We start from the raw sequence: 11098 nt of genomic DNA, 5'->3' as shown, positions 1-11098 counted from the left end.
AAATGCGTATGGAAGGCAAATCGATAGTTTTACCGAGAATATAAAAATAAAGGACTTCAATGAGCCGTTTGAGGCGATCTTTATAAGAGCGCCTCAGGTTACATGGTGGGGACCGGAAGTGGAGGTTTTGGCCACGCTGGATGGCTATCCGGTGATGCTCAGGCAAAAGAACGTTCTCGTAACTTCTTTCCATCCAGAACTTACAGACGATACTCGAGTGCATGAGTATTTTCTTGGCATGACCAAAAATTAAGGATACAAATATTTCATTTGAGGGTTAAAATGAAAATACTGCTTTGAAAAGAGGTGGAAACCTAAAAGGAGGCTATTAAAATTGTACGAGCACAACTTCAGAATTAGTTATTCTCAGGCGGGAGCCTTGGGAAGGTTAAAACTTACAGGTGCCATGAACTTATTTCAGGATATCGCTGATGACCACGCCGCAAAGGTGGGAGTATCAGTTGCAGACCTGCTCAAGCAAAACAAGACGTGGGTACTTCATCGGTTCAAGATGACAAACCAAACCATGCCTAAAAGGGGCGACCTAGTGACCATCAAGACCTGGTACCGTCCCGAGAAAAAGCTATACTCCTTGAGAACCTTCAAGATGCTAGGCCAAGATGGCAAAGAGCTTTTGTCCGTTCAAACATCTTGGATAGTGGTTGATATTAACAAAGGAAGACCCCTACGGTTGGACAGGGCCATGCCTGAAGCATATTACGAAAACAAGGATGATGAATTGGAAGTCTCGTTCGAGGAGCCTTTAATGCCCCAGAAAGCAAACATAAAGAAAACTATCCAGGTCGGGGTAACCGACCTGGATATGAACTTTCATGTCAACAATGTTCATTACCTAAGGTGGGCACTGGATACCATTCCTATAAAGATATTAAAAGAATACGAGCCAAAGGGAGTGGAGATAGCCTTCAAAAGGCCAGCTTTCTATGGGGATTTGGTAGTTTCAGAGCTTGAGATCGATGAAAGGTCTTCTTCCATTTTATGTCGCCATCATATTTACGGCGACAAAGACGGCCAGTCCATGGCCGTAATAAACAGCATGTGGGAGAAAACCGCACAGGAGGAACGATGATACTGTGCTTTTAGCCTTATGCGACTGCAACAATTTTTTTGTTTCCTGCGAAAGAGTTAGGGACCCATCCCTTGAAGGGCGGCCTGTCATCGTACTATCCCATAACGACGGATGCGTGGTAGCCAGGTCCAACGAAGCTAAGGCGCTGGGCATAGGAATGGCTGTGCCGTTTTTTACGGTGAGAGCCCTTTGCCAAAAAAACAGTGTTGTGGTGTTAAAGGGTGACCACGAATACTACCGCATAGTATCACGTAAAGTTATGAGGTGCCTTTACCATTTGGTACCGGAGGTAGAAGTTTCTTCAATAGATGAAGCATACCTGCACCTTACTGGCATCCACAAGGAAGACCCCGTGGGCTTTTGCAGGCAAGTGCGAAATTTCATAAAGAAAGAGACAGGAATTCCTGTTTCCATAGGCATAGGATGTACCAAGACCTTGGCCAAGGCAGCTGGATATATAGCGAAAAAGGAAGAAGCTCACGAAGGAGTGTTTTGGGTATCCTCTGAAGATGTGGCTAAAGAGGTGCTTAAAAGAATCCCCATAGAAGAGGTCTGGGGTATAGGCCGGAAAACTGCCAGCAAACTTCGCTCAATTGGCCTGGCTTCAGGCTATGATCTGTTTGCATCTGAGGAAAAATGGATTTTGGAAAATTTTCCTTCTACGGTTTGGTCCACGTGGAAGGAATTAAGAGGAGTGGTATGCCACCCCTTCACTGCAGAGCGACAGCTCAGAAAATCCATCCAGATTGCTCCAAGCTTCAGACAGCCGGTGAGGGATTTTGAAGAAATATTGACAACCCTGCTGGAGCACGTAGAGGAGGCTGCACTCATTCTTAGGAGGGAAAAGCTTTTATGCAAAAGCCTGCAGGTATCCCTTCACACCAATCCTTACAGGACTGACCTTCCTCAATACAACAACAGCGCTAACGTAAAGTTGAAGACCCCGTGCGACTGCACGCATGACCTGGCTGCAGCGGCAAAGGATGCACTGAAGAAAATATACAAGTGGGGCTACTTGTACAGAAAAGTAGGCTTTACTTTGAAAGACCTTGTCCCAAGGGACATGGTTCAGGTAACCCTTTTTGAGGAAGAAGAAAGAAGAAAAAAGAGGATGTTGATGGATGCCGTAGACCAGGTTGTTAATTCCTTGGGGAAAGATGCCCTTCACCTTGCTGCTGTTAAGAAGCCGAGAGAAAACCAGCCCATGGAGGACCTCAAGAAATTTTTTCCCGGAAAGGCGCCTTGGGATGAGGGGTATGCTCTTGGAGTTATAAGGCCGTGCAATAAAATAGACCTAAAGGACCTATCACCCTTGGAAGCTCTTTTCAGAAGATGCAAACACAATGGGGAACCAAAGGCCATAAGGGAAGCTGCAGGCATGTTGGCTCCCAAAGTGAAAGAGCTTAACCCCCATTTTCTAGTTTATGTTCCTCCCTTCGGAGGCAGGGGAAGGAAAGAGCCCTTGGAGTTGCTCGCAGAGGAAATAGCCAAGCGGTCAGGCGTCAGGTTGTTGAAAAATGCCTTTGAGAAGAAAAGAGCCGTTCCGGAGATCAAAAAAATCCAGAAGCTGGATGAGCGGTGGAAAGCACTATCGTTTGCTTACACTCTTGCAGAAGGGGTGAGATTGAAAGATAAGAAGGTTGTCCTGTTAGACGACGTTATCAGGTCTGGCGCTTCAGCTTACGAAGCCTCCCGGGTGCTTAAGGAAGAAGGCCAGGCTGCGTGGGTCTGTGTTTTGGTTTTGGCAATCATGAGGTCATCCCAGGTTCTTCTTGAACCTTGCCATGGCGAGCCCTATAGCTGAAAATCCAATAACAGCAAGTGAAGCTATCTGGGGCCAGAGTACCTCCAAGCTTGAGCCTTTAAGAAATATTCCCCTGACTATTATTAAAAAGTACCGCAAGGGATTGAGGAGGGTTAGAAGTTGGATCATCTCAGGCATGTTTGCGATGGGGAACATGAATCCAGAAAGTAACACTGATGGGAAAAAGAAAAAGAAAGACCCCATCATGGCTTGCTGCTGAGTTTTGCTTACCGTTGATATAAAAAGGCCTATGCCCAACCCTGTCATTATGTAGAAAAATGCCGATACAAACAGCAAAAGGAAACTCCCCCTGAAAGGCACGTGAAACCAAAAGAGGGCTACTGTGACGATCAAAAATATATCTACAAAGGCTATAAGGGCAAAGGGAAGCGTCTTTCCTATTATGAATTCTGCTGGTCTTATCGGTGTCACTATGATTTGCTCCATGGTGCCTATTTCCTTCTCACGCACGACCGCCATGCTGGTAAGAAGAAGAGTTATCAGCATAACTAGAATGGCAACGACTCCAGGAACGTAAAAGTTGCGGCTTTTCAAGTTTTCATTGAACCATGTCCTGGTTTCCAGCTTTATGCCTCCCGGAACAGGAGAAGAGTAACCCATCCGCTTTACGAGGGCTTTTGAGGAGACACTTGCAGTTATCTTGGAAGCGTAACTTAAGATTATCCTCGCTGTATTGGAATCTGTGCCGTCAACAAGTATTTGAAAAGGTGCAGTTTTTCCCCCTGTGATCTTGTTTTGAAATCCATGGCGGATTATTATTGCGACTTTTATATCGCCTTGATCCAGCAATGTCTCCGCTTCTTTTGTGCTCTTGCAGAATCGCTCCAGGTTAAAATAACCGGATTGCGCGAAACTGCTTAGAAGCTCGCGGCTGGCTAAGGAGTTGTCCATATCTACTACTGCAGTTTTTATGTTTGACACGTCGGTAGTAACGGCGTACCCAAAGATAACGAGCTGCACGACGGGCACAATTAATATTACAGCCCTCATGCGCGGGTCTCTAAACAGTTGTAAAAATTCTTTTATGAGCATATGCCTCACTCGTTTAAACATGACCTACACCAACTTCTTTTTTAGTTTAACTTTTGCTGCCAGTATCACTAGGGCTGCAAAAAGGCCCAGCAATATGGCATCGCCATATAGGATTTTTAGCCCTACCCCTTTCAGGTAGATGCCCTTGAGCAAGGAGATGAAATATCGTGCAGGTATGACGTGAGTAATTATTTGCAGTGCCTTTGGCATGTTATCTATAGAATACATGAACCCAGAGAGCAGAAAAGATGGAAGAAATGTAGTAATGAGAGCTACCTGGTTTGCCAGAAGTTGGTTCTTTGTGGCTATACTGATGAGAAGCCCCAAGAAGAGTGCTCCCGTAAGAAATATTGATGCCATGAAAAAGAGAAGGGCAATGTTTCCCCGCAGCGGAACCTTGAATAAGAATTTGCCCAGGACCACCGCAAGCAATACATCCAGCATGGCTATGGCAAAATAGGGCAGCATTTTGCCTATCATGAACTCCTCTACTTTTATAGGTGTCGAAATGAGCTGTTCCATGGAGCCGTTTTCCCACTCTCTGGCTACTGTAAGGGACGTTAAAAGAGCGGCAATAACCATCATTATGACGGCAATAAGGCCTGGGATTATGTAGTTTCGGGATTTTAGTTCCTGATTGTACCAGACACGGGGGACTATTTTAATGGGCTCTACCACATCTACCCGACGGGAGTTGTAGGAAATTTTGAGGGCTACCTTGCGAGAAAATATTCCATTTATGGCCTCGGCATACCCAAGGGCAATAGTAGCGGTGTTGGAATCGCTGCCGTCAATTATAAGCTGTGCTGAAGCTCTTTGCCCCGCATGGATCTTCCCGCCAAAACCTACAGGTATTACAAGTCCCGCCAGGACTTCACCTTTATTAATAGATTCTTCCAATTGAGAGTAGTTAGCTATCCTTTTCTTCATGGAAAAGTATGGGGAACCGCAGAAGTAGCTTATATACTCCCTGCTGTAAGGAGTATTATCCTGATCCCACACGGCCAGTGGGACGTTATCCACGTCCAGCGTTAGGGCATAACCGAAAAGTAAAAGCATCAACATGGGTATGGCGATGGCCATGCCAAGGCTCCTTGGGTCTCTTATGATGTGAATGAACTCTTTTTTTGCTACGGCTAGGATCCTTCTTGCTCTCATAGCTCAAGGACGCCTTTCTGCATTTGCTTTGTTGTTCTCTGTTAGGTAAATAAAAATATCTTCCAGCGAAGGGGATATTTTTGAGATATTTTGTACAGTCACTCCCCTTAATGAAAGTTCTCTTTTTATTACGCCAATGGCATTGTCGATAGATGCAGCAGATACGTGAATGGCATTGCCGAAGAGAGCGGCATCTTGCACCTCGCTAAGATTGAGTATGGCATTGAGAGCCTTTTGAGGTTGGTCGCAAAGGATTTCAAGAATCCCCTCGGGCATGTATTTGGATTTCAGCCAGTGCGGCGTTCCAGTAGCTATAAGCTTTCCTCCATATATCATGCCCAACCTGTCGCAGTATTCTGCCTCATCCATGTAATGGGTCGTGACGAATACCGTTATGCCCTTTGAAGACAGTTCATATATGAGATCCCAAAAACGCCTGCGGCTTATAGGGTCAACCCCTGAGGTGGGCTCGTCTAAAAATAAAATAGGGGGTTCGTGCAGCACAGCACACCCTAGAGCCAGGCGCTGCTTCCAGCCGCTTGGAAGCTCTGACGTCAATGAGCGCCGGTGCTCTTTCAGGCCGGCCATGGCCAGCACCCATTCCTTGCGCTCTTTTTTCTTTTTCCTGTCAATTCCATAAATGCCGCTGAAAAAATCTATGTTTTCTTCAACTGTAAGGTCGTTATAAAGGGAAAAGCGCTGGCTCATGTAGCCTATGTGTTCCTTAACTTTTTCGGGCTGCTTGGTTATATCGTATCCAGCCACTATGCCTTTCCCAGATGAGGGAGTAAGTATCCCACACAGCATGCGTATAGTGGTAGATTTCCCCGCCCCATTTGGGCCAAGGAAACCAAAAATTTCTCCTTTCTTTACCTGGAAGGATACGTTTTTAACAGCCTGAAAGCTGCCGAAGGTTTTAGATAAGTTTTCTGCTGTTACGGCACTTTCTGTGGGTGAATTCTTAGCCATGGGAGGAGTCTCCTTTTTCGGTAAGTACGGATAAGAACACATCTTCCAGTGAAGGCTCTATAGCCTTTATACTCACTATTTCTTCGCCGGAGGCTTGTAGGATTTCTCTTGCTTTGGTAGCGGCTTGTTTGGGGCTTTCTGTAAATATGTGGACCTTTTCCCCAAAAATGCTTAAATTTTCAAACCCCTCTTTTCTTAGTATTTCTACGGCATTCCGCGATGACGAAGTAGTTACCTCCAGGATGCTTTTTTTGAAAAGGCCTTTTACTTCTTGTGGGGTACCTTCTGCAAGGAGCTTCCCCTCATGGAGCAAGGCTATGTGACTGCAGCGCTCTGCCTCATCAAGATAGGCTGTGGAAAAGATAATTGTTACTCCTTCGCTGAGGAGAGTATAGAGTATGCGCCAGAAATCCCGCCTGGATACTGGATCAACACCGTTTGTCGGCTCGTCTAGAAACAAAACTTCTGGCTTGTGTACCAAAGCGCAGCACAGGGCAAGTTTTTGTTTCATCCCCCCGGAGAGCCGGCCCGCAAGGCGCTTCTTAAATGGGGCAAGGCCTGTAGCATCCAGAAGTTCCTCCATTCTTTGTTTTTGCTTCTTTTTAGGGACACAATAAATGTCTGAGTAAAATTGAAGGTTTTCCGCTACAGATAAATCTTGATACAGCCCAAAAGTTTGGCTCATGTAACCTATTTTTTCTTTGATGCGTTCGGCATCCTTAACGGTGTGATGTCCGCATACCCATGCATTCCCATGGGATGGCTCAAGGATAGAGACCAACATTCTCAAAGTTGTAGTTTTGCCAGCTCCGTCGGGCCCCACAAGGCCAAAAATTTCCCCTTTATTTACGGTTAAATTCAATTGGTCTACAGCTTTTTTCTCTCCAAATATCTTGGTCAGGTTTTCAGCGACAACTTGGGCTTCCATCAGTTTCCCTCGTTTAATATTATTTCTGCATCTGCAGGCATGCCTGGTTTGAGTTCATTATTGGGGTTAGGGATATCTATCTTTATTCTATAAACCAACTTGACTCGCTCTTCTTCTGTTTGGATGTTTTTGGGAGTAAACTCCGCCTCAGAAGAGATGAAAGCCAATTTCCCCCAGTAAAATTTATTGGGGTAAGTGTCGGTGGTGACTTTGGCTTTTTGGCCTAATTTTACTTTCCCTAGGTCTGTTTCATTTATATATGCCCTAAGCCAGACCTTTTCAAGCTTTCCAATGGTCACAATAGGGGTGCCAGGCTGCACATATTCGCCAGGTTCTACACTTTTTGACAGCACTACTCCTCTGAAGGGGGCCTTGAGGGTAGAGTAGCTCAACTTGGCCACAGCAAGGGCCTTTAGGGCTTTTGCCCGCTCAACTGCTGCTTTTGCCTGTTGTATTTCCTCTGATCGTGGGCCAGCCAGGAGAAGGTTCAGCTTTTGCCTTGCTTCAGCTACTTTGGACATGGCGTTTTTGTAATTTGCCTGTATGCGGTCGAATTCTTGTTTGGAAATCACCTGTTCTTGAAAAAGCTTTTTAAATCTTTCCAGCTCCTTTTTCTGAAAGTTCAGTTCTGCAACTGCGCCTTCCAGCCTTGCCCTGGCAGCTTGAACTTCCTCTTGGCGGTATCCGGATTCTAGTTCCGCCAGTTTCGCTTGCGCTGATTCTAGCTCCGCTTCCCGCAGGGTTAATTCATGCTTTAAGTCCGTGTCGTCCAACAGGGCTATGACTTGGCCTTTTTCGACAAAATCTCCTTCATCGACAAGCCGCTCAATTACCCTTCCTGCTATCTTAAAGCCTATTCTGGCTTCTGTTGTTTCAATGTTGCCGGAGACATTTATGTTTTCATCCTGCGCCTCTTTTGGCTTTCCCCTTAAGTACACAAAGCCTAAGCTCGCTGTGGCAAATAAAATAACCAGTATAAATGCCAGTTTTTTCTTGTGCATTAGATGTCCTCCTCGTAGATTGAGTTCAAACGCCGTATGTTTGGTTTTTGCAATTTCTTGTATCATTTTAGTTGTTTGACATTGGAACATCAATGAAAGCATGAGCTTAATATGCTATGCTAATCTTACACAGAAACGCAGAAAGGAGGAATGATGGCAGTGGAAGCCCGTAAAGTGGAGCGGTTAATCTTAACGGACGATGACCTTAAGCTCTTTGATAAATGGGGCAACGAGGGCTATGTCGTAATTGTGAGAGTCGGCGGCTGATGCAGTAGGTTGGAAGCCCTCGTGCAGGGCGGTTCTCCGAAGAGAAAGGATGATTATAGGCTTATATGCCAGGATGGTGTGTCGTTATGGGTGCCAAAGGATATGGCTTTCCATGCTGGCGAGGTTCGCTTCAAGCGGGGCAACCTTCGCCAAAGCGAAATGTTGTTCGTATCCACTGCTGTTATTCCGTGACAATCAGGATAGCCGAGAGGAGAGGGGGATAAGGGTGCAGGGCTTAAAGGCTGTGTTTGGGAAAATTTTAAAGGTAGACCTTTCTGCTGGCGTATGTCGAGTTGAAGAGGCAGAAGAGGGTGCGTTGAATCTTTTCATGGGAGGAGCAGGGCTTGCTGCGGACATAATGTTAAAGGAAACGAAGGCTAATTATGATCCTTTAAGCAGTGAGGCTCCTTTGATAATTGCCACAGGCCCATTGACTGGTACTGGTGCTCCAGGGTGCGGCAGTGTGGATTTGTGCTTTAAGTCCCCTCTGACAGGCGTTTGGGGGGAATCCAGAAGCGGAAGCGATTTTGGACCCACTTTGAGGAAGGCCGGAGTGGATGTGGTAATCATAACAGGAAAGGCCAAGGAGCCTTCGGTCCTGGTGATAGATGAAGGCCGCTGGGAGGTTCGCCCATGGTCTGAATTGAAGTCCTTGAGTACCAGTAAGAAGACAGAGTCAATAAAAGATAATCTGGGCAGTGATTTCGAAGTAGGATGCATAGGCCCTGCAGGGGAAAACCTAGTGAAGTTCGCATCAGTGATGTTCGGCGATGCTTCAAGGGCGGCTGGAAGAAGCGGGGCCGGAGCGATTATGGGCTCCAAAAACCTTCTTGCCGTGGCGGTAAGGGGAAAAGGAAAAGTTCCAATAGCGGAAACCGAAAAATTTATAAACCTGTGCAGAGATATAAACCGCAGGCTAATAAGTGACCCCGGGAATGCCGTATGGGCCAACGAAGGCACTATAGGGGAGCTCGCAAGGGCAGATGTAGCAGGGGACCTTCCTACCAAAAACTGGGAAGCTAATTCGTGGGGCAAGGGTGAAGCGCTCTTCAGATATTTTCAGGATAATAATTTCGTTTCGGCTAGACCCTGTTATAAAGGGTGCATTTTAAGGTGCGGCAGAAAGGCGAAGGTGGATAAGGGACCGTGGGAGACTCCTCTACATGAGGGGTGTGAATATGAGACCATGACGACCTTTACGGCCTATCTGCTAAACGAAGACGTGGATGCCGCAGTTCATGCGTCTTGGCTCTGCAACGAGTTTGGGCTCGATACCATATCGGCCGGTTCGGTGCTTGCATTCGCCATGGATTGCTTCGAGAAGGGGATATTGAAGCCCGAAGATAACGATGGGAAGGCTCTTGAGTGGGGAGATATGGAAGGATCATTTGAACTCCTTCGGAAGATAGTTTCAAAAGAAGGCCTTGGGGGGCTTTTGGCAGAAGGGGTAAGGGCTGCAGCATCGAAGCTTGGGAAAGAGGCTCAAGATCTGGCCGTTCATGTCAAAGGTCTTGAAGGGCCGGCCCACGACCCCCGTTCGGGCAAGGCTTTGGGCCTATCCTATGGAGTTGCCAATACTGGGATGAACCACATTCACCCAATTGAAGGGATGGCCTGGGATTCCGGCAAGATGGACTTTGGCCTTATTCCATATGGCCTGCCCGATCCAGAGAAAGTGGATAGATATGGAGAAGAGGGCAAGGGGAAGGCGGTAAAAATCCTTCATGATTTTGGGATGCTTCCAGATATCTTGGGCTTTTGCAAATTCTACGCCTATGCCGGGGTAACTGTGGATGACTTGGCAGATTTAATGGCGGCTCTGACGGGCGAGCAATTTACAGGAGAAGAGCTTCTTAAGGTTGGGGAAAGGGCATATAACGCTCAAAGGGTCTTCAACGTGCGGGAAGGAGTAAGTAAAGAAGACGACCTTTTGCCAGAAAAGATTTTAAGGCAGCCCGCCTTTGGAAAGTACGCTCAAAAGGTAGAATGTGTCATTTCCGATTATGAGAAGATGCTTATGGAGTATTACCATGCCAGGGGTTGGGACGAGAATGGTCGTCCCAACGAGGAGAAACTCCTGGAGCTTGGGTTGGGCCATTTGGTGAGGTGACCGTATCTTAGGAGATGGAGAGGTAAGCTTTCTGCCGGATTACCCATTTTGCTGGAAAAGGGTTATACTTTTGTTAGATTAAATGAAGTAGTTAATTAGAGTAGAGTATAGAAAAAGTGAGGGGAGTGAATCTCATGAGAAAGGCTCTTGTGGCCATTGACGGTAGTGCCTTAAGTAGGGAGCTTATGCGGTATGCCTTTCATTATGCAAAAAGGGAGAACCTCCAGATGCTTCATTTTGTCCATGTGTATGAGGAGCATCCATTGACGGCCTTTCCTGGCATGCCGGTTCCTATTGAATATGACGAGAGGTTCAGGAGGGACTTGGAGGCAGAATTCAAGGAAATGGTGGAGGAAGCTGCGGCGGAGACAGGCAACGAGGACTTTCCTCATGAATTCTCCATGATAGTAGGAGTTCCATACAATGAAGTCGTGAAACTGGCGGAGGAAGATGAGGAATATCAGCTCATCATAGTGGGGCACAGGGGCATGAAGGACCTGGAGAGGTTTTTCATCGGAAGCGTTGCAGCCAAGATAGTTGCTCACGCCCCGTGCAGTGTTTTGGTGTATAGACCTAGGAGATAACCTATGGAGTGGGTGGATAACTGAAGACGTACGCATCATTGGGGTCTGGTCTTTATTTTTGCGTTTTATGAGAAGATGTTGTTTCCAAGCCATGCTAAGCACCAAAGTTAAAGGCCCGACCCGATTTTTTCGCA

At 46.5% G+C, this 11098-nt stretch carries 9 protein-coding genes and 1 pseudogene; 5 read left to right on the top strand and 5 right to left on the bottom strand.

The features are described from left to right. The 3 genes and pseudogenes from H0Z23_RS07855 to H0Z23_RS07845 all read left to right on the top strand — a co-directional run. Nucleotides 1–253, top strand: a pseudogene (locus tag H0Z23_RS07855) (pyridoxal 5'-phosphate synthase glutaminase subunit PdxT); the annotation flags it as partial. Between the two features lie 81 nt (nt 254–334). After that, nucleotides 335–1090, top strand: a complete 756-nt coding sequence (locus tag H0Z23_RS07850; protein WP_296868890.1) for an acyl-ACP thioesterase domain-containing protein — start codon at nt 335–337, stop codon at nt 1088–1090. Between the two features lie 4 nt (nt 1091–1094). After that, the gene (locus H0Z23_RS07845) at nt 1095–2894 is read left to right on the top strand and encodes a hypothetical protein (RefSeq protein WP_296868889.1); all 1800 of its coding nucleotides are present in this window, start codon (nt 1095–1097) and stop codon (nt 2892–2894) included. Here H0Z23_RS07845 and H0Z23_RS07840 read toward each other — a convergent pair. The 5 genes from H0Z23_RS07840 to H0Z23_RS07820 are packed head-to-tail and all read right to left on the bottom strand — an operon-like array spanning nt 2847 to nt 8003. Further along, nucleotides 2847–3968 carry an ABC transporter permease gene (locus tag H0Z23_RS07840; protein WP_296868888.1) on the bottom strand — a complete coding sequence of 374 codons (1122 nt, stop codon included), beginning with the start codon at nt 3966–3968 and terminating at the stop codon, nt 2847–2849. The two genes, H0Z23_RS07845 and H0Z23_RS07840, sit on opposite strands and share 48 nt — an antisense overlap. A gap of 3 nt (nt 3969–3971) precedes the next feature. Continuing rightward, complete coding sequence (locus H0Z23_RS07835; RefSeq protein ID WP_296868887.1) at nt 3972–5105, bottom strand: ABC transporter permease; 1134 nt, start codon at nt 5103–5105, stop codon at nt 3972–3974. A gap of 3 nt (nt 5106–5108) precedes the next feature. Continuing rightward, nucleotides 5109–6074, bottom strand: coding sequence for an ABC transporter ATP-binding protein (locus tag H0Z23_RS07830; RefSeq protein ID WP_296868886.1), 966 nt, complete (start codon nt 6072–6074; stop codon nt 5109–5111). Next, nucleotides 6067–7002, bottom strand: a complete 936-nt coding sequence (locus H0Z23_RS07825) for an ABC transporter ATP-binding protein (protein WP_296868885.1) — start codon at nt 7000–7002, stop codon at nt 6067–6069. Before H0Z23_RS07825 ends, H0Z23_RS07830 begins: the two co-directional genes overlap by 8 nt. Continuing rightward, on the bottom strand, nt 7002–8003 hold the full coding sequence (locus tag H0Z23_RS07820) for an efflux RND transporter periplasmic adaptor subunit (RefSeq protein ID WP_296868884.1): 1002 nt from the start codon (nt 8001–8003) through the stop codon (nt 7002–7004). Before H0Z23_RS07820 ends, H0Z23_RS07825 begins: the two co-directional genes overlap by 1 nt. Nucleotides 8004–8319: 316 nt before the next feature. Here H0Z23_RS07820 and H0Z23_RS07815 point away from each other — a divergent pair, with 316 nt between their 5' ends. Continuing rightward, nucleotides 8320–10380 (top strand): aldehyde ferredoxin oxidoreductase family protein, encoded by a 2061-nt coding sequence (locus tag H0Z23_RS07815; protein ID WP_296868883.1) that lies wholly within the window; start codon nt 8320–8322, stop codon nt 10378–10380. A 134-nt stretch (nt 10381–10514) separates the two neighbouring features. Then, on the top strand, nt 10515–10964 hold the full coding sequence (locus H0Z23_RS07810; RefSeq protein WP_296868882.1) for a universal stress protein: 450 nt from the start codon (nt 10515–10517) through the stop codon (nt 10962–10964). Nucleotides 10965–11098: the final 134 nt, after the last annotated feature.

The sequence above is a fragment of the Thermovirga sp. genome, from assembly GCF_017656375.1.
Classification (GTDB): Bacteria; Synergistota; Synergistia; order Synergistales; family Thermovirgaceae; genus Thermovirga.
This window is presented reverse-complemented; position numbering and strand designations above follow the sequence as displayed.

Excerpts from the sequence above, each read along its gene's own strand:
- H0Z23_RS07840 (WP_296868888.1), bottom strand. The coding sequence starts at position 3,968 with ATGTTTAAACGAGTGAGGCATATGCTCATAAAAGAATTTTTACAACTG.
- H0Z23_RS07835 (WP_296868887.1), bottom strand. The coding sequence starts at position 5,105 with ATGAGAGCAAGAAGGATCCTAGCCGTAGCAAAAAAAGAGTTCATTCAC.
- H0Z23_RS07830 (WP_296868886.1), bottom strand. The coding sequence starts at position 6,074 with ATGGCTAAGAATTCACCCACAGAAAGTGCCGTAACAGCAGAAAACTTA.
- H0Z23_RS07825 (WP_296868885.1), bottom strand. The coding sequence starts at position 7,002 with ATGGAAGCCCAAGTTGTCGCTGAAAACCTGACCAAGATATTTGGAGAG.
- H0Z23_RS07820 (WP_296868884.1), bottom strand. The coding sequence starts at position 8,003 with ATGCACAAGAAAAAACTGGCATTTATACTGGTTATTTTATTTGCCACA.
- H0Z23_RS07815 (WP_296868883.1), top strand. The coding sequence starts at position 8,320 with ATGATTATAGGCTTATATGCCAGGATGGTGTGTCGTTATGGGTGCCAA.
- H0Z23_RS07810 (WP_296868882.1), top strand. The coding sequence starts at position 10,515 with ATGAGAAAGGCTCTTGTGGCCATTGACGGTAGTGCCTTAAGTAGGGAG.